Annotated in this window: 24 protein-coding genes and 1 pseudogene; 9 read left to right on the forward strand and 16 right to left on the reverse strand. The window is 61.3% G+C overall.

The features are described 5' to 3' along the window. Positions 1-80: 80 nt before the first annotated feature. Both NKH12_RS10525 and NKH12_RS10530 read left to right on the forward strand, forming a co-directional pair. Complete coding sequence (locus tag NKH12_RS10525) at positions 81-581, forward strand: type III secretion system chaperone family protein (protein ID WP_095491597.1); 501 nt, start codon at positions 81-83, stop codon at positions 579-581. Positions 582-593: 12 nt separating this feature from the next. Beyond that, the gene (locus tag NKH12_RS10530; protein WP_352953047.1) at positions 594-953 is read left to right on the forward strand and encodes a tRNA-binding protein; all 360 of its coding nucleotides are present in this window, start codon (positions 594-596) and stop codon (positions 951-953) included. Here the strand turns inward: NKH12_RS10530 and NKH12_RS10535 are convergent. The 4 genes from NKH12_RS10535 to NKH12_RS10550 form a co-directional block, all read right to left on the reverse strand. Continuing rightward, the gene (locus tag NKH12_RS10535; RefSeq protein ID WP_352953048.1) at positions 950-2,038 is read right to left on the reverse strand and encodes a glycosyltransferase family 4 protein; all 1,089 of its coding nucleotides are present in this window, start codon (positions 2,036-2,038) and stop codon (positions 950-952) included. The two genes, NKH12_RS10530 and NKH12_RS10535, sit on opposite strands and share 4 nt — an antisense overlap. A 259-nt stretch (positions 2,039-2,297) precedes the next feature. Then, entirely contained in the window at positions 2,298-3,710 is a 1,413-nt protein-coding gene (locus tag NKH12_RS10540) for an ATP-binding protein (protein ID WP_352953049.1), read from the reverse strand. 52 nt (positions 3,711-3,762) lie between these two features. Further along, positions 3,763-4,482, reverse strand: coding sequence for a response regulator (locus NKH12_RS10545; protein ID WP_352953050.1), 720 nt, complete (start codon positions 4,480-4,482; stop codon positions 3,763-3,765). Then, positions 4,469-5,002, reverse strand: a complete 534-nt coding sequence (locus NKH12_RS10550; RefSeq protein ID WP_352953051.1) for a MarR family winged helix-turn-helix transcriptional regulator — start codon at positions 5,000-5,002, stop codon at positions 4,469-4,471. The genes NKH12_RS10545 and NKH12_RS10550 overlap by 14 nt, the downstream gene beginning before the upstream one ends. 243 nt (positions 5,003-5,245) lie before the next feature. Here NKH12_RS10550 and NKH12_RS10555 point away from each other — a divergent pair, with 243 nt between their 5' ends. The 3 genes from NKH12_RS10555 (at position 5,246) to NKH12_RS10565 (ending at position 7,378) form a co-directional block, all read left to right on the forward strand. Further along, the gene (locus NKH12_RS10555; RefSeq protein WP_352953052.1) at positions 5,246-6,139 is read left to right on the forward strand and encodes a branched-chain amino acid aminotransferase; all 894 of its coding nucleotides are present in this window, start codon (positions 5,246-5,248) and stop codon (positions 6,137-6,139) included. A gap of 145 nt (positions 6,140-6,284) precedes the next feature. Further along, complete coding sequence (locus NKH12_RS10560; protein ID WP_352953053.1) at positions 6,285-6,608, forward strand: hypothetical protein; 324 nt, start codon at positions 6,285-6,287, stop codon at positions 6,606-6,608. Between the two features lie 128 nt (positions 6,609-6,736). Further along, positions 6,737-7,378 (forward strand): MBL fold metallo-hydrolase, encoded by a 642-nt coding sequence (locus NKH12_RS10565; protein WP_352953054.1) that lies wholly within the window; start codon positions 6,737-6,739, stop codon positions 7,376-7,378. Between the two features lie 122 nt (positions 7,379-7,500). Here the strand turns inward: NKH12_RS10565 and NKH12_RS10570 are convergent, their stop codons facing one another. The 3 genes from NKH12_RS10570 to NKH12_RS10580 all read right to left on the reverse strand — a co-directional run bounded on the left by NKH12_RS10570 (position 7,501) and on the right by NKH12_RS10580 (position 8,812). After that, positions 7,501-7,917: a BA14K family protein gene (locus NKH12_RS10570; protein ID WP_352953055.1), complete on the reverse strand. Its 417-nt coding sequence runs from the start codon at positions 7,915-7,917 to the stop codon at positions 7,501-7,503. A gap of 217 nt (positions 7,918-8,134) precedes the next feature. Further along, positions 8,135-8,347 (reverse strand): cold-shock protein, encoded by a 213-nt coding sequence (locus tag NKH12_RS10575; protein WP_006202521.1) that lies wholly within the window; start codon positions 8,345-8,347, stop codon positions 8,135-8,137. Positions 8,348-8,599: 252 nt separating this feature from the next. Beyond that, a complete protein-coding gene (locus NKH12_RS10580) occupies positions 8,600-8,812 on the reverse strand; it encodes a cold-shock protein (RefSeq protein ID WP_023799871.1) in 213 nt (70 codons plus the stop codon). Positions 8,813-9,259: 447 nt separating this feature from the next. Between NKH12_RS10580 and NKH12_RS10585 the strand changes: the two genes are divergently transcribed. Beyond that, a complete protein-coding gene (locus NKH12_RS10585; protein WP_352953056.1) occupies positions 9,260-9,661 on the forward strand; it encodes a Kazal-type serine protease inhibitor domain-containing protein in 402 nt (133 codons plus the stop codon). Positions 9,662-9,889: 228 nt separating this feature from the next. Here NKH12_RS10585 and NKH12_RS10590 read toward each other — a convergent pair whose 3' ends face one another. The 3 genes from NKH12_RS10590 to NKH12_RS10600 form a co-directional block, all read right to left on the reverse strand. Then, positions 9,890-10,027, reverse strand: coding sequence for a hypothetical protein (locus tag NKH12_RS10590; protein WP_164547135.1), 138 nt, complete (start codon positions 10,025-10,027; stop codon positions 9,890-9,892). 173 nt (positions 10,028-10,200) lie between these two features. Then, complete coding sequence (locus tag NKH12_RS10595; protein ID WP_292164145.1) at positions 10,201-10,449, reverse strand: hypothetical protein; 249 nt, start codon at positions 10,447-10,449, stop codon at positions 10,201-10,203. Then, a complete protein-coding gene (locus NKH12_RS10600; RefSeq protein WP_095488859.1) occupies positions 10,446-10,712 on the reverse strand; it encodes a hypothetical protein in 267 nt (88 codons plus the stop codon). Before NKH12_RS10600 ends, NKH12_RS10595 begins: the two co-directional genes overlap by 4 nt. A 378-nt stretch (positions 10,713-11,090) precedes the next feature. Between NKH12_RS10600 and NKH12_RS10605 the strand changes: the two genes are divergently transcribed. The 3 genes from NKH12_RS10605 (at position 11,091) to NKH12_RS10615 (ending at position 13,476) form a co-directional block, all read left to right on the forward strand. Then, complete coding sequence (locus NKH12_RS10605) at positions 11,091-11,285, forward strand: hypothetical protein (protein WP_192361728.1); 195 nt, start codon at positions 11,091-11,093, stop codon at positions 11,283-11,285. Positions 11,286-11,416: 131 nt separating this feature from the next. Beyond that, positions 11,417-11,680 (forward strand): DUF1488 family protein, encoded by a 264-nt coding sequence (locus tag NKH12_RS10610; protein WP_352953057.1) that lies wholly within the window; start codon positions 11,417-11,419, stop codon positions 11,678-11,680. Between the two features lie 212 nt (positions 11,681-11,892). After that, positions 11,893-13,476 (forward strand): tetratricopeptide repeat-containing sulfotransferase family protein, encoded by a 1,584-nt coding sequence (locus tag NKH12_RS10615; protein WP_352953058.1) that lies wholly within the window; start codon positions 11,893-11,895, stop codon positions 13,474-13,476. 7 nt (positions 13,477-13,483) lie between these two features. Here the strand turns inward: NKH12_RS10615 and NKH12_RS10620 are convergent, their stop codons facing one another. From NKH12_RS10620 to NKH12_RS10645, 6 genes and pseudogenes are all read right to left on the reverse strand, one after another. Continuing rightward, the gene (locus tag NKH12_RS10620) at positions 13,484-13,837 is read right to left on the reverse strand and encodes a DUF1428 domain-containing protein (RefSeq protein WP_352953059.1); all 354 of its coding nucleotides are present in this window, start codon (positions 13,835-13,837) and stop codon (positions 13,484-13,486) included. A 28-nt stretch (positions 13,838-13,865) separates the two neighbouring features. Next, positions 13,866-14,297 (reverse strand): VOC family protein, encoded by a 432-nt coding sequence (locus NKH12_RS10625; protein WP_352953084.1) that lies wholly within the window; start codon positions 14,295-14,297, stop codon positions 13,866-13,868. A 113-nt stretch (positions 14,298-14,410) separates the two neighbouring features. Continuing rightward, positions 14,411-14,584: a hypothetical protein gene (locus NKH12_RS10630; protein WP_352953060.1), complete on the reverse strand. Its 174-nt coding sequence runs from the start codon at positions 14,582-14,584 to the stop codon at positions 14,411-14,413. A gap of 128 nt (positions 14,585-14,712) precedes the next feature. Next, positions 14,713-15,009 (reverse strand): HigA family addiction module antitoxin, encoded by a 297-nt coding sequence (locus tag NKH12_RS10635; protein WP_352953061.1) that lies wholly within the window; start codon positions 15,007-15,009, stop codon positions 14,713-14,715. A gap of 86 nt (positions 15,010-15,095) precedes the next feature. Continuing rightward, the gene (locus tag NKH12_RS10640) at positions 15,096-15,377 is read right to left on the reverse strand and encodes a type II toxin-antitoxin system RelE/ParE family toxin (protein WP_352953062.1); all 282 of its coding nucleotides are present in this window, start codon (positions 15,375-15,377) and stop codon (positions 15,096-15,098) included. A gap of 236 nt (positions 15,378-15,613) precedes the next feature. Further along, positions 15,614-17,144 (reverse strand): annotated as a pseudogene (locus tag NKH12_RS10645) (ABC-F family ATP-binding cassette domain-containing protein). Positions 17,145-17,256: the final 112 nt, after the last annotated feature.

Here is a 17,256-nt window from a genome sequence, read left to right on the forward strand (position 1 = left end):
GAACTTTGAACGTTCGCATCGTGCTTTCCGAAAATCGAACCGATTTTCGGGCCGATGCGAAGGAACGACAGGAAGCATTCATGGAACTTCTCGAACTCGAATTCTCGCGCGAAATCCATCCGGTGGATGTTATCGAGCAAGTAGCCCACAACAATGAGTGGTCCTTCGAACGGGCCGGCGACGACGAGATTTCGATTTCGGTTGCCGGAAGCTGGACCGACTACCACGTCTCATTCTCCTGGATGGAGGATTTCGAGGCGCTGCATCTGGCCTGCGCTTTCGACATCAAGGTGCCGGAGGCGCGTGCGCTCGAAGTGATGCGGCTGCTCTCGCTGATCAACGAGCAGATGCTGTTCGGCCATTTCGACCTCTGGGAACAGGAAGGCGCGATCATGTTCCGCCAGTCGCTGCTGCTCGCCGGTGGGGTCGAGCCGTCGAGCCAGCAGGTCGAGGTGCTGTTGTCGTCGGCGCTGGAAGCCTGCGAATGCTATTTCCAGGCGTTCCAGTTCGTCGTCTGGTCGGGAACCTCGGCCAAGGATGCGCTGGCCGGCGTCCTGTTCGAGACCTACGGAAACGCCTGAATCAGGTCCTCAATGAGTTCGAGCAGCCAGCGCAAGCCCGAGATCAGCTTCGCCGATTTCGACCGTGTCGATATCCGTGCCGGCACGATCGTCGAGGCCGAGCCTTTTCCGGAGGCGCGAAAGCCGGCGTTCAAGCTGAAGATCGATTTCGGCCCGGCGATCGGGATAAAGAAATCGTCGGCGCAGATCACCAAATATTATGCGCCCGAGACGCTGATCGGCCGGCAGGTGTTCGCGGTAGTCAATTTTCCGCCGCGGCAGATCGGACCCTTCATATCGGAAGTGCTGACGCTTGGTTTTCCCGACGAGGAGGGTGCTGTCGTCCTCGGCGCAATCGAACGCAGGGTGCCAAACGGCGGCCGACTGTTCTAGCTTCGTCGTCCACCTCGGGTCTGCGCGTCGGCTTCGCCGCCGCTTTGCCCGTGGATGACGAAAGTTGGTGTCAGTTTGCGTGGGGTGCCCAGCGCCTCTTCAACCGTCTCCAGGAACATCTCCCCGCAAGCCTTCCAGCTATAGCGCATTGCCCGTTGGCGCGCCTCGGCGCGGTTGACATGGAGCGCGGCGAGCGCGGCCTCACGCAAATCGTTCGACACCGCTCCGCCAACGCCGTCGCCGACAATGTCGATCGGCCCGGTCACCGGATAGGCTGCGACCGGCGTGCCGCTGGCCAGCGCCTCGATGATGACATTGCCGAACGTGTCGGTGCGGCTGGGAAAGACGAAGACGTCGGCCGAGGCGTAGATTTCGGCCAGTTCGTCGTTCGGGCGGTGGCCAAGGAAATGGGCATCGGGGTATCTGGCCTTGAGCCGGGCCAACTCCGGTCCCTCGCCGACGATCACCTTGCTGCCGGGCAGGTCCAGGTCGAGGAAGGCGGCCAGGTTCTTTTCGATCGCAACGCGGCCGACGCAGAGGAAGATCGGTCGCTTGAGCCCCAGATCCTTCCTCTTGTCCGGCCGGAAATGGTCAGTGTCGACGCCGCGCGTCCATGGCCTTAGCTTGGTGAAGCCGCGCGCCGACAGATCGTCCGCCAGCGACTGGGTGGCGACCAGCGTGCATTGTCCGGAATTGTGGAAATCGCGAAGCCAGCGATAGGCCCAGGCTTCCGGTATTGGCAGCCGCGCGCTCAGATATTCTGGAAAGCGTGTGTGATAGCTCGTTGTGAACGGCCGGCCGGCCTTGCGGCAATAGCGCCGCGCCATGATGCCGAGCGGGCCTTCGGTGACGATATGGATATGATCGGCTTTGCGCACTTCGATCAGGCGCGCGACGTGGCTTGGCGTCGTCAGCGCCAGCCGGATGTCGGGGTAGGTCGGCAGGGGCAAGGTGCGAAAGATGTTCGGGGTCAGGAAGTCCGTCTCGACGTCGAAGGATTTCAGGGTTTCCGAAAGCCGTTCCAGCGTGTGGACGACGCCGTTGACTTGCGGGCGCCAGGCGTCGGTGACCATCAGGATGCGCATAGCAGCCCTTTGCTTGAAAGGTCGTCGGTTTCCTTGACGCGAGGCCGCAAGGCCGAATCAATCAGGATCACGCGCTTCATGCGCGCTCTTCAGCATGGTTTCATGACGCGCCGATGAAGGCATAGCCGATGGTCGTTTACAACCGCCGGAAAGCAGCGCATCGGCCCGAAAATCGAATTCGTTTTTCGGAAAGCACGATGCGTAGGTTCAAAGTGTTAGAGCGTACTTTGTGCGTCCAATTGGACGCACGTCGCTCTAATCAGGCCGGAACCTTGATGACGGCGCGCAAGCCGCCGAGCGGGCTCTTGTCCAGCATGATGTCGCCGCCATGGCTGCGGGCAATGTCGCGGGCGATGGAAAGACCAAGGCCGGTGCCGCTGGCGTCGAGATTGCGGGCTTCGTCAAGCCGCACGAAAGGCTTGAACACGTCCTCGCGCTTTTCGGGCGGAATGCCCGGGCCGTCGTCGTCGATGGTGACGAGCAGCGAGCCGCGGCCGTGGTTGGCGTTGATCTCAACCGTCTTGGCGTAACGGAAGGCGTTGCCGACGACATTGGACAACAGCCGAGCAAAGGCGTGGGGCCGCACATGCACATTTGGATCGCCGGCGAGAGCGGTCGACAGTTTGCGCTTGCGCAGCGTGGCCTCCTCGCCGAGCTTCTCGAAATAAGCTTCAAGATTGAAACGGCCGGCGTCTTCCGCTGCCTCACCGCGGGCAAAGGCGAGATAGCCTTCCAGCATAGACTGCATGTCATCGATATCCTGGCCGAGCGCCTCGGTGTCGGCCTTGGTCCCGGTCAGCGCAAGCTGCAGCTTGAAGCGGGTGAGGATGGTTCTCAAATCGTGACTGACGCCGGTCAGCATGGCGGTGCGCTGTTCGAGCTGGCGTTCGATGCGTTCGCGCATCTGGATGAAGGCAAAGCCGGCGCGGCGAACCTCCTCGGCGCCGCGCGGACGGAAATCGAGCGGCATCGGCCGGCCCTTGCCGAAACTTTCGGCGGCCTCGGCCAGCGTCAGGATCGGCCGGATCTGATTGCGCAGGAAAGGGATAGCGATCATCAGCAGCACCAACGAGGTGCCGACCATCCAGATCAGGAAAATGTGCGTGTTCGAGGCATAGGCTTGGCTGCGGCGCACGAAGGCGCGCAGCACCTTGCCCTCGAGCTGGACACGGACCTCGATGATATTGGAATTGCCGACCGTATCGATCCAGAACGGGCGGTTGATCTGATGGGTGATCTCGGACGAGAGAATTTCGTCTAGGATCGAGAAGAACGGCTTTGGACCGGGCGCCGGCAGCGGATCGGGCGGAAGCAAATCGATCTTCAGCTGCATGCGATCCTGCGCGATGCGGATGATGTTGGCGTAATCGGCGTCGTTCGGATAGGTTTCTACCAGGTCGACGATCGCGGCAATGTCGCGAACCGTGGCCTGCGACAGGCGCTGCGTCACGGTCTGCCAGTGCCGTTCCATGAAGACAAAGGCGAGGACCGATTGCAGCAGGATCATCGGTGCGATGACGATGATCAGCGAGCGGGCATAGAGCCGCTTCGGCATGTAAAGCGAAACGAGGCGCCAGAACCGTTTCCAGGCAAGCGGCACCGCCTTGAGCGCCCGCGTGGCGCGAGCGCTCAAGCCGCGATCTCCCGGCCGTTCCAGTTGTGTGGTCGCCATTCGCCCTTTTTGCTCATCTTCAGCCACTCAACAAGGGGCTGCGGGCGGCAGTCTATTCCACGCTGAGCCGATACCCAATACCGCGCACGGTCTGCAGCCAGACCGGATTGGACGGATCGCGTTCGATCTTGCGGCGCAGCCTGTTGATCTGGACGTCGATGGTGCGCTCGCCGACTTCCGACTCGTCGCCGACAAGCTCATGCCGCGGTATCGTTTCGCCGGCCCGCGCCGCGAAGATCGCCAGGATCTCCTGCTCGCGGTCGGTCAGCTTCAGAGCCTCGCCGCCGCGCTTGAGCTCCCGCCTGGCGATTTGGAACGTGTAGGGACCGAAGACCAGTTGCTCGACCTTGGGCGTCGTTGCCGGACCGCCGCGGCGCAGGATGTTGTTGATGCGCAGGATCAATTCGCGGGGATCGAAAGGCTTCGGCAGATAGTCGTCGGCGCCGGCCTCGAGGCCGGTGATCCGGCTGTCGGTCTCGGCGAGCGCGGTAAGCATCAGGATCGGCACGTTCTTGCTTGCCCGCAGCGCTTTGGCGAGATCGACACCGGTTTCGCCCGGCATCATGATATCGAGCACGAGCAGATCGAAATCGAGGCCGGCGAGCTTGCGCCGCGCTTCGCCGGAATTTCCGGCAACGGTGACGCGAAAGCCGTTTTCGGTCAGATATTGTTTGAGAAGATTGCGGATACGGGTATCGTCATCAATCACCAGCAGATGCGGCGCGTCGTCGTCCGGTGCTGCCGGTTGATCAACCCTTTCAATGGTCTCCATGGCTTTTCCCTGACGTTTTTGCCGGCGCAATGTCGATCTGCGCCCTTAGTTCCGGATTGACCATCGCTTCCAGGAAGCGCTCGATCAAGGCGCGTTCGGTGGCTCCGGAATCTTCCAATGCAGCATGGATGCGGCGTGACTGTGGCCGTGCCAGCGCCAGTGCCAGGGCGCGGCCCTTGGCTGTCGGATAGAGCTCGCGCTGGCGGCGGTCGCGCGGACCCTGCAACTGGACGATGTGGTCGGTGTCGATCAGTTGCTTGAGCACGCGCGCCAGGCTCTGCTTGGTGATCTTCAACACGTCGAGGAGTTCGGCGACCGTCAGGCCAGGCCTGCGATTGACGAAATGCAGAACCCGGTGGTGGGCGCGGCCGAAGCCATAGTCGGACAGGATCTGGTCCGGATCGGAGGTAAAATCGCGATAGGCGAAGAAGAACAATTCGATGATGGCAAAGTCGATGCCGTCCTCGTCGGTGATCGCCGTCCTGATCGGTTTTCCGGCTGGGTGGCTGCGATCCGTCATCTTTTCTCCGTGCGAAAGGGAAATTATGTCAGTACTATTGACGTAATTTCCCGGCAATGGTAATTTTTGACAAGCTTTGCGGCGGATTGCGAACGAAAAGGCAAGGGAAAGCCGTTTTTCCGGAACTTCCTGTGTTTGCCAGAGCTTATATATCCGCCTACGCTTCGAGATACCGGCCGCCCGGTGCGGCTGACAAGAAACGCGCAACGACAATGTGCGGGCGGTCGCCCGCGGGAGGTTACCATGGCATCCGTTCCCTTTGACCAAATGGACGGCTTCATCTGGATGAACGGCGAGTTCGTCAAATGGGCCGACGCCAAGATCCACGTGCTGACCCATGGCCTGCACTATGCTAGCGCGGTGTTCGAGGGCGAGCGAGCCTATGGCGGCGAGATTTTCAAGCTGACCGACCACAGCGAGCGCCTGCACGAATCGGCACGCCTGCTCGGCTTCAAGATTCCCTATTCGGTTGCCGAGATCGACGACGCCTGCCGCACGCTGTTGAAGAAGCAGGGTTTCCAGGATGCCTATGTCCGGCCGATCGCCTGGCGCGGCAGCGAACAAATGGGCGTTTCGGCGCAAAACAGCCGGATCAACTGCGCTATCGCCATCTGGCAGTGGCCGAGCTATTTCGATCCGGCACAGAAGCTGAAGGGCATCCGTCTCGATCTGGCCGAATGGCGCCGCCCCGATCCGCGCACCGCGCCGTCGAAATCGAAGGCTGCCGGCCTCTACATGATCTGCACCATGTCCAAGCATGCCGCCGAAGCCAAGGGCTATGCCGACGCCATGATGCTCGACTGGCGCGGCCAGGTTGCGGAAGCGACCGGCGCCAATATCTTCTTCGTCAAGGACGGCAAGATCCACACGCCCACCCCCGATTGCTTCCTCGACGGCATCACCCGCCGTACGGTGATCGGGCTTGCCAAGGATCGCGGCTTCGAGGTGATCGAGCGCACCATTATGCCGGAAGAGCTCGAAGGCTTCCAGCAGTGCTTCCTCACAGGAACAGCGGCCGAGGTGACGCCCGTTTCAGAGATCGGTCCATACCGATTCGAGGTGGGTGAAATTGCCAAGACTCTGATGAACGACTATTCTTCAGCCGTTCAACCCAAGCACGCAATCGCAGCAGAATAACGAAAGTCACAGCTTTTTTTATAAGTAGGGGCGGTTTTCGGGCCGCCCCTTTTATTTAAGCACTTCTGCATTTGACTTTCGTCCAATTCGGCGTCTCATGATGCTGTCGGCCCGGGAGGCTGGCAGCTATGGAGGGACTGGTAATATGGACATGAACACGCTTCTTCCGATCATTGTTCAGGTGATTATGGGTATCATCGGTGGCCAGGCGGTGGGCGCGGCGCTCAAGACAGCGGCAGTGGGGCAGCTTACCAAAATCCTGGGCGGCGCCCTTGGCGGCGTCGGCGGTGCGGCCATCCTCGGCAGCCTGCTCGGCGGTGGCACGATCGATCCGGCTGCAGCCGCAGCGGCAACGGGCGGATTGGGCAGCGCGCTGAATGTGCAGAACATCCTCGGCGGTGCCGGTGGTGGCGCCATTCTGACGGCCATCATCGGCGCGGTCATGAATGCGACGAAGAAGGCAGCCTAGCGGTTTCGGGCTTTTGCATGGGCGGCTTCGGCCGCCCATTTCTTTTTTGCGTTGTGGCGACAGCCGGATGCGGTGGACGACGTTCGCGTGTGTATCTACATCAGGGGCGACACAGCGAAAGGACGATCATGGGTCAGCTCAACGCCGGCGTCGTGCCGGTCACGGCCTTCCAGCAAAACTGCACCATCCTCTTCGACATGGACGACAGACAAGGCGTCGTCGTCGATCCGGGCGGCGACATCGAGAAGGTGCTGGCGGTGCTCAAGGACAATGCGATCAACGCCGGTGCGATCTGGATCACGCATGGTCATATCGACCATGCCGGCGGCGCCATGGAACTGAAGGAGGCGCTTGGCGTCGAGATCATCGGCCCGCATGAGGCCGATCGTCCGTTGCTTGCCAATCTCGAGAAACAGGCGAAACACTACGGCATCACCGATCCGGTGCGCAACTGCGTGCCCGACCGCTTTCTCAGCGAGGGCGATACAGTCTCGTTCGGCCAGCACGCGTTCGAAGTCTTTCATTGCCCCGGCCACGCGCCCGGCCATGTCGTCTACTTCAATCGTGCTGCGAAGTTCGCCCATGTCGGCGACGTGCTGTTCCGCGGCTCGGTCGGGCGCACCGACCTGCCGGGTGGCGACCACGCCGCGCTGATCGCCTCGATCAAGGACAAGCTTCTGCCGCTCGGCGACGACATCGGCTTCATCTGCGGCCATGGTCCCGGCGGCCGCTTCGGCGAGGAGCGTCGGAGCAATCCATTCCTGATTTAAAACGCGTTGCGGCTGAGGAGCCTCACGCGACGCGCATCGGTTCTCTTGTCTTACCTTAATGTATGCCGACGACAAAAAGCGCTGGCCTGGCGGACAGCGCTTTTGTTTGGGGCAGGGAAGCCTCAGTTCGCGGTGCAGAAATGCTGTTCGCCGTCATAGCCGGTGAACGTGCCGGTGCGGGCGTTGAAAGAACGATAGCGATCCGAACAATATTCATACCAGCCACGGGTCCATGGCTCGGCATAGCCGTCATTGTAGACGACTCGCGGTTCCGCGTAGTAGCGGCGCACCGGGGCGGGCCGTGGGTAACGAACATAATCGTCATAGCCGGGGTCGTAATAGCTGGGCTGCGGGTTATTGAGCGCACCAACGATCAGGGCGCCGGCCGCGAGGCCAAGGACGCCTGCCGCGATCGCATCGCCATTGTCACGATGGTGGTGCCGGTGACGCCAGTCACCAGCGCTGGCCGCTGGCAAGGTCGCGAGCGTGGTCGCAACAATCGCGGCGGACAGGATGGTGGTCTTGAAAATTCGGTTCATGTCGGTCTCCTTCGTGCCGGCCCGGGTAATCTGGGGGATGCGGTCCGGCTTTACTGAAGCTAATAGGCGACCGTGGCTGAACGGGGGCTGAACGAAATTGACGGGATGGGACCAGTCGATATTGATTGGTCAAGCACGGCGCAAGGCACAAATATCGTACGCTCAACAAGGAGCGGACCTGCACGACGGGACCGTCCGACGCTGTCTCGAGCTCGGCTCAGCCGATCGACAGGTTGACGGCTTTCGGACCCTTGCCGCGCTTGTCCGGCTCGGTGTCGAATGTTACCTTCTGCCCATCCTCAAGACCGGGAAGACCCGACGCCTGCACGGCCGAAATGTGGACGAAGACATCCTTCGCGCCATCATCCGGCGTGATGAAGCCGAAGCCTTTGGCATGATTGAAGAATTTGACGGTGCCGGTCTGCGGCATGGGAAGCTCCTTTGATCCCATCAAGTCCAGTCTCGGGCCGGCAAATGCCCGAGTGAAATTTGTCCTTTATTTTAGCGCTATCGGCAAGAGAAAGTTTTGCGAGCATTTGGCATGCCGCCCTGCCACGAAAAAGGCGCGACGAAAACCGCCGCGCCTTCGAAACTCGGGTCCGGCCCTGAAAGCCGGTTCAAGGCCTTTGGAGTGCCTCGGGCGCATTCTTGGCACGTCCCGACGCACGTGCGCGCCGACGGTTCAGTCCGCGCGGAGATTGACCGCCTTCGGCCCCTTGCCCATGCGGTCGGGCTCGACGTCGAAGGTGACCTTCTGGCCATCGACGAGCGTGCGCAGGCCCGAAGCCTCGATCGCGGAGATGTGGACGAACACGTCCTTGGCGCCGTCATCTGGCGTGATGAAGCCGAAGCCTTTGGTAGCGTTGAAGAATTTAACGGTGCCGGTCTGGGCCATTGGGGAAACTCCTTCACCCGTGTCAGTCTTTGTGGTTTGCCCGCCGCCTGACGCCGTGGGCAAGTCCGGTGGTTGCTTCGGCAGTCATGCATTGGCGCATGGTCAAAACCCCCCGCCGAAAAACGGGGCCGTCAGAGATTCACAGTATCGGGGAAAGGTCGTCCAAAACGTTCCGCTCTCCGGGTCGCAAATGCCCGAACACGAAATTTATCGCACGGAAAGGTGATCGTTGCAAGGTAGCGCCCGCGGGCCGCCAGATGGGCGCATTCCGACGCATAGCATCGATAGAACGGGGGCTCGCCCGGTCATCGGCCAGAGCCTGGCCACGGATGGTCCAGCGGGCTGGGGCAGCTTGCAAACAGGGGTTGCATTTGGCAGCGGAATAGCGAGGATCGGCCTAGAGTGGAGCGCATCTTGCGCCGGAGCGGGGGCTCGGGAGGTATAGTTATGAAATTTCTTGCGGCAATCTTCTCGCGGCAGGGTTTTGCCATCCTGTTGCTGTCGGCAGTTCTTGCAGCCTGTACCGCGGTGGTGGTGGAGGAAGGACCGGGGTACCGCCCGCCAAGGCCCGAGCCGCAATTCTGCACCAGGCAGTATGATCCGGTCTGCGCCCGGCGCGGTGGCGACCGCCAGACCTTCGCCAATGCCTGCCTTGCCGAGCGGGCCGGGTACCGCATCATCCGCGACGGCCAGTGCCGCGACGGCGGCGGCGGTGGTGAAGAGCAAACATTCTGCACGCGCGAGTATGCCCCTGTCTGCGCACGCCGCCGTGGCGAATTGCGCACCTTCCCCAACGCCTGCGAGGCTCGCGCCGCCGACTATCGCATCGTCGACGACGGTCCCTGCTGAGAGGCTGATTTCCTCCCCGTCTCCGGACGGGGAGGGGCCCCATCTGTTAACTGGACACAGGCGGGCGACGGCAGCTGGCACCTCTTGCCTCTACGCCGGCAGCCTAGCGTTATGGCAATGGGCGATGAACTCGGCCCTAGCCAATCCTAACCATATGGCTTCGACGTTACGTGATCTTTAATCCGATCCGCGCGGTGGCTGGATGAATGCAGGGCTGCTCATCCGGCACTAGCCCTTGGATTTCGGCTTCAAACCGGCTTCCGCCTGCTTGACGGCCGAGCCGAAGGGCGAAGCCGGCTTTGCTGCCGCTTTGTCCTTCTTGGGCTTGCGTGTCTCGCGGTTGCTGCGCTGTTGACCCTTGGCCATTTCCTGGTCCCTCGTGATTGGTTAACGGTGGCGGCTGATGTCGGGCCTAAAGCGCGTCGCGTTGAAAAGGATTTCAGCCGACGCGCTTTAAGTTTTGTTTTATGCATGTCGTTGTCCCAAACCGCTTCGCACCCTCGGGTCAGGCCCGTGGGCGTGCTTTTGGGGGACATGCATTAGGCGCTCGGATTGTCGGCCACCTCGAGATTGTCTTCCGTGGTGACCCGCTCATAGGTCTCCTCGTCGCTACGGATGCGGTATTGCGGCGAGCCGTCCTTGACCGGCAGCTTGCTCTTGATTTGGAACAGCTCTGCGGTCTTCTGCACAAGGCCGGTGCGGCTCTTCATGCGAACGGTCTGGCCGATCGCGAAAAGATGCGCGGGCGTGTCGGTGCGCGGGCGCGCGTTCTGCTGGAAACGTATCATGCGGCATTCTCCTGGTCGCGCCTCAGCGCGGTTTCGAGTTCGGCGAGGTCGATGGCGACCAATTGGCTGGTCTGGCTTTTCACCGTCCTTGCCGGCAGATGGATGAAGGTGGCGACACGGCGCCAGGCAAGCCACGACATGCCATCGATAAGCTCCTCATCGTGGTCGATGTCGTAGTCGCCGGCCGGCAATTTTCCCTCCAGGCCGCCGAGCATGAAGGGTGCCTCGAAATGCGCTATGGAATGGGTGGTTCGGCCAGACATTCTCGTGCCTCGAAGTCTCGTTTCCGGCTTGGATCCGATAAGGTGGCGCCCGCTTCGCGGCACCGGGGACTTAAATGTCGTGTGTCACTGTAGCGGCAATTTGGGTATCAGCGATCTGGAATGAGTTTGGCGGGTCGAGAACCTCTGACGCCGCGAGATGCCAAGCTTGGCCCAAAAAACGATCTCAATCCTTTAATCCGAAATTGCGGTTTATTCAAGAAGATTACTGCCGGATCATGATCGATTCACAAAATTCGCTCTCTATAATTATTTGTAGAATGCTGATATGATTCAAGAGCTTTCTCAAAATGTCTGATACGTCGCCGGAACTTTTGTGCCGGCATCTATGTTTTATTTTCGTTTGAAAGGAAAAATTTCATGATCTCTGTGAAAACGCCGAGTGGCGTAACCGTAACAATCAATCCCGTCGTCAAGCCGACCGTCGGGCCTGCGAAAGTCATGTCGGCGCGTCTGACGATACGAAGTGACGAGGCTGCACGGCGAAGGATCGCCGACACCGACGGCACGGTGCGGCGGGCCAAACAGGTTGCGGAGACCAATCGCCTGATCTGACATGGCCGGCTTGCGGTGCCCTACAGCGCCGCGCGTCCTTTTGGACGCGCAAAGGGCGCTGTAGTATTTTGATTTTGCACATGATCCTTTCCGAACCTCCGGTTCGGGGTCATGCGCTGAGGACCTCGATCATGACGCTCAATTTCCCCAACCGCAGCCGCTCCTACGACGCTGCGGCCAGGCGCATTCGTTTTGTCGGCCATGACGGCATGTTCGAAGTGCCGTTCTTTGTGGAGATTGCAGCGCTTTCGGCGGCAACGGCCACGAGCGGAGCGGAAGCCGAGTATCTCAGCGCCTTCGATGCGGAGCGTTCGTCGATCCAGGATGTTGCGCGCGAAGCCTATTCGCACGGCCGCAAGAACATGTATGTATTGACCCAGGCCGATTTCCGGTAAGCTGGCCTGCGTACCCTTGAACCTGCCGCGCCGATGGCCTAGATCGCGGCAGGCGGACAAAACACGGCAGGTTTCCCATCAACAGAGATCAGAGAAGACCGGCAGGCGCGGGCGCCAATTTCGGCTCAGGCGGACAGCCGCCGCTGGGCCTCGACCAGCGCGTGCAGCAGGCGCTGCAATTGCATCAGACGGGGCGCCGGCAGGAAGCCGAGATGCTCTACCGGCAGGTGCTGGCGCAAAAGGCCAATCATGCGGCGGCCGCACATTTCCTCGGTTTGCTGCTGCACCAGACCGGGCGCAGCGCCGAAGGACTCGATCTCCTCGAACAGTCGGTGCGCCTGCAGCCCAAGAATCCGGATTTCCTCAACAACCTCGGCACGGTGATGCGCGACCTCGGCCGTGTCAGTGCAGCCGTCGATTTCTTTCGTGGCGCGGTGGCAATCCGGCCGGACCAACTCGCGGCGCGCGACAATCTCGGCTCCTCGCTGAAGCAGCTTGGCCAGTTCGAGGGCGCGGAAGAGATCTATCGCGGCACCATCGGTCGCAACCCGTTCCATGTCCGCGCCCGCATCGGGCTTGCCGAAACGCTGCAGGAGGCTGGGCGGCTCGACGAGGCGCTTGCCGTCTTCCGCGAAGCACTGGCAATTCGGCCGAAGGACGCCGATTTGCTGCACGGTCTGGGCGTCGGGCTGATGGAGAAGGGCAGCCTCGGAGAGGCGGCGGAGCATTTCCGGCAGGCGCTGGCGGTCAATCCCGGCATGGCCAGGGCCTGGCTGATGCTCACCCAGGTCAAGCGCCAGCAGGAGCGCGACGCCGAGCTTGCCGGTATGGAGGCGCAGCACGCCAAGGCGCCGGAAGGCAGCCTGGCGCGCATGCAGCTTTCATTCGGCCTCGGCAAGGCCAATGACGATTTGAAGGATTATGGCCGTGCCTTCGATTATTTCGCCGAAGGCAATGCGATCCGCCGCACGGGCATCGACTACGATGCGGCCAAGACACGCGCCGAATTCGAGGCGATGAAGGCGGTGTTCGATAAGACCTTCTTCGACAAGCACAGGCCGAGCGGGATCGCCGACGACACGCCCATCTTCGTCGTCGGCATGCCGCGCTCCGGCTCCACGCTGGTCGAGCAGATCATCGCCAGCCATCCGCAGGTCTATGGGGCCGGTGAGCTCAGCATATTGAAGACCGCGGTCGGCAAGCAGTTTCCACCTGGGATGAAGGGCGGTTTTCCCTGGGGCATCGCCGACTTGCCCGACAAGGCCTATGCCGAGGCAGGCCAAACCTATTTAGACCTGCTGCACGCCCGCTATCCTGGTTTCCGGCACGTCACCGACAAGATGCTCGGCAATTTCCTTTTGATCGGCTTCATCCATCTGATGCTGCCCAAGGCCAAGATCATTCATTGCGTGCGCGATGCGGCGGCGACATGCCTGTCGATCTACAAGGTGCATTTCCGCGGCGACAGCCACCGCTACGGCTACGACCTCGGCGAGCTCGCCGATTTTCACAATCTCTACACCGATATCATGGCGCATTGGCGCGCCGTTCTGCCGGATGTCGTGCATGATGTCCGCTACGAGGATTTCGTCGCCGACCAGGAAGGGCAGACACGGGCGCTGATCGTCCATCTCGGCCTACCCTGGGACGATGCGGTGCTGTCGTTCCACGAGACCGACCGGCCGGTGCGCACAGCGTCGGCCGCGCAGGTGCGCCAGCCGATGTACCAGGGCTCGGTCGATCTGTGGAAACGCTATGGCGACCGGCTCAAGCCGCTGCTCGACCGGCTAGCGTAACGCGGGCCTACAGCTCAATAAAAGGCTGAAAGCCGCCGAAGATCATGCGCTTGCCGTCGAACGGCATCGCCGACCAGTCGGATTTCAGGCGTGGGTCGGCCATCACCTTGGCCATTACCGCATCGCGGCTCTGCCGCGATTCATAGACGACCCATGAGAAGACGACGACCTCGTCTTCCCCGGCTTGCACGGCGCGCGGGAACGAGGTGACCTCGCCATAGGGCACGTCGTCGCCTATGCATTCGACATAGGCGAGCGCGCCATGCTCCTTCCAGACGGTGCCGCCGAGCTGCGCCATTTCCCTATAGGCATCGAGATTTGCCTTGGGCACGGCGAGTACGAAGCCATCGACATAGGACATTGTGGTTCTCCTTGGCTGGTGGCGCTGTTCAGCTAGCGGCGTTCACGGGCGCGTTCATTGCCCACTCGACACCGAACGGATCGCGCATGTTACCCCAGCGATCGCCCCAGAACATCACTTGCAAGGGCATCACTTCCTGGCAACCGGCATCGATGGCGCGCTGCCACCAGGCGTCGATGTCGTCGCTGCCGAGATGGAGCTGCATTGTGAAGCCCTGCGGCTTCACCGCGGCCATTCCGTGCTCGGGATAGAAGTCGGAAATCATCAAGGTCGAACCGTTGATGTGGAGATGGATGTGCATCGTCCGGCCCTGCTCGTCCGGCGGATAGAAGAAGACCTGCTCGGCGCCGAATGCCTTCTGATAGAACTCTGAAGCCTTGAAGGCGCCGTCCAGCTGAAGGTAGGGCGTCAATCCGCCGAGAACTTTCGCGGCAGGCTGGGTTTGGGGCTGATCGTTCATGTCTTGCTCCTCTTTGGTTGGGCGTTGCGAACCGCAGGACGAATGAGGCAGCGGCGATCCTACATGGCCGATGCGTTTTTTTTTAATGCCGACCGTGCGACGGTCGGCCCTTGTCAAGGAGCCAGGCCAATCCGTGGGCTGTTCTGTGCGTCGACGACGATTTCCGGCCAGCCGATGTCCTTGCGCAGTTCGATCGGCAACGAAAGGAGGGCGCGCTCGCTGCGGTAGCGGGCGCGAGCCGCCGAGTAACGGATCGCTATGCGACCTACGGATGACAGAATAGACATGATGCTTTCTCCTCGATTGGCGCCGGCATCACCGTGTCGGCATCCCAAGGACGTGGCGTGCGGCCATGATCCGACAGACCGTCAGATTTTTTTGCCACAGGACCGGGTTCACTCCGCCATCGATGATCTCAAGCAGCTTCCATCTGCTCGATTGCGTCGAGTTCTGCCTTCTTGGCTTCGCCCTCTACCGCGAGATCGTAACTGGACTGCATGTTCATCCAAAACTGCGGCGTTGTTCCGAAGAACTTGGCAAGGCGCAGCGCGGTGTCGGGAGTTACCGGTGTCGTCTCGCTGGCCAGGCGCTCGATGCGCGTGCGCGGAACATGCAGCTTTTTGGCCAGCGTGTAAGGCTTCACACGAAGCGGAACAAGAAATTCCTCTCGAAGGATTTCTCCGGGATGGATCGGGGTGTCAAAATACAACATAACAAGCTCCTGGCAGTGAGCGGTTTGACAACGGTTAATTGCCAAGGAAAGCGATGATCATGCGTCGTGCATCGTGATATCGAGCCCTAGTGATAGTCGGTGATTTCGACATCCTCTGCTTGCCCGTCCACCCACCGAAAGCAGACGCGGAACTGATCGTTGATGCAGATTGAATGCTGACCGGCACGATTGCCTTTCAGCGGTTCAAGCCTGTTGCCGGGCGGCGTCTTCAGGTCCGCCAGTTCAGCGGCGTTGTCGATCATGAACAACTTGCGCTGAGCCGAACGAACAAGATCAGAGGGGAAGCCTTTCGGGGCCTTGCCTTTCGAAACCGCCTCGCTGGTCTTGTCCTTGAACGAACGGATCATCTGCGGTCTTCCCGAAACGTACCATCACATGATACGTTTCGGAAGTCAAGGCAACGTCTCATAAAATGATACGTAATTTTTGCGAACTCAAGGCTGGCGCTGGCGGGTCGGAACGTCGTCAAGCTTTGTGTCTCCATCCAAGCGTTGTTGCTCTACCTATGAAGGCTATTCAGCAGGGCCGCTCAGCGGCTCCTCGTAATCGGATCGCATCTGCCAGACATCTTGTGCCAAATGACTCAATCTGCCGTCTCGGCGACCTCTCGGAAAAAGTCTTCCGGGCTGTCGATCTCGGTCAGCCGCCGCTTCTCGATCAGCCAGAAGCGGTTGCCGACCGCCCTGATGAAGGAGCGGTCGTGCGAGGCCAGCACGCAGCTTGCCTGATGGGCGAGCAGTTCGGTTTCCAGCGCTTCCTGGCCGTCGATGTCGAGATGGTTGGTCGGCTCGTCGAGCAGGTAGAAATTGGGATTGGCGAGCCTGAGCGCCAGCATCATCAGCCGCGCCTTCTGCCCGCCCGACAGCACGTCGATGCTGCGCTCCTGCATGTCGATGCTGACGCCCGCACCCGCCAGCAGCGAGCGGGCGCGCTGCTCGCCGACGTCGAATCTTCGCGAGAGCATCGCCAGCGGTGTGTCGTCGCCGCTGATATCAGACAGCGCCTGGTCGCTGTAGCCGAGCACCGTCGACGGCGTCACCTTCACGCCTTGCGCCGCGATATCGGGCTCGACGACGGCATTCTTGATCAGGCTGATAAGCCGCGACTTGCCGACACCGTTGCGGCCAAGCAAGACGATACGGTCGCCTTGGCAGATATGGCGCTTGCCGGTCCTGAACAGCAGCGTGCCGTCAGGCGTTTCGACCGCCACGTCGTCGAGCGTGATCAGCACCTTGGCATGGGTGCCGCGATTGGCGAGCTTTATCGCGCCCGCCGATTTTTCGCGGTGCGCCGGTGCTGCGACCTCCTCGAGGCGCTGGGCGCGCTGGTTGAGCTGCTTGGTCTTGACCGTCAGCAGGTCGCTGCCCGAGTTGATGCCGATGTTGTTGAGCTTGGCCGCCTGCCGGCGCAATTGCTGCGCCACCTTCATGTCGCGCTGGAATTTGCGCTCGGTCGAGGCGTCGACTTCGCTCAACGCATCGCGTGCCCGTGAATAGGGCAGCGAGAACACCGGCGATTGTTCGGGGCGCAGGAACAGCGTCCGGTTGGTCGTTGCGTCGAGGAACGCCCGGTCGTGGCTGGCGATCACCACCGGCACCTCGCGCGGCAGCGCGTTCAGCCAGGTCTCGAGCTGGCTGATCTTGGCGAGGTCGAGATGGTTGGTCGGCTCGTCGAGAAGCAGGACGTCCGGGTCGGTGACCCAGACGCGGGCGATCAGCGCCAGCCTTTGCCAGCCGCCGCTCAAGGCCCGCATCGGCCGCTCGCGCATCGGCTGCGGTACGTCCAGTGAATCGAGAACCACGTCGACGCGCCATTGCTCGCTTTCAGCCTGCTCGGCCGGCAAGCCGTCGGGCACGACCTGCTGAAAGCCATGCTCGGCCAATGCTGCGGGAAGCAGACTGTTCGACATGGCCGACGCGCAGGCCGCGCGTACGGGTGATGTCGCCTGACGTCGGCTCCATTTCGCCGGTCAGGCACCTCAGCAAAGTGGACTTGCCGCGGCCGTTCGCGGCAACGATGCCGAGGCGGTCGCCGGTGCCGATGGTGAGATCAAGGTTGGAGAAGAGCGGCGCACTCATGGCGACGCCGAGGGACTTGAGGCTGATCAGGGCCATGTGGGTTTCTCTGGTCTGCCCCGGAGGGAAGCTCCGGTTCGATGCACTTTGACGGTGCGCAGGCTGGCCATCAGGCTCGGTGTAGCAGCACCACGAAGGGCAGACCAAGAAA

This window comes from Mesorhizobium sp. M1322 (assembly GCF_040318085.1).
Lineage (GTDB): Bacteria > Pseudomonadota > Alphaproteobacteria > Rhizobiales > Rhizobiaceae > Mesorhizobium.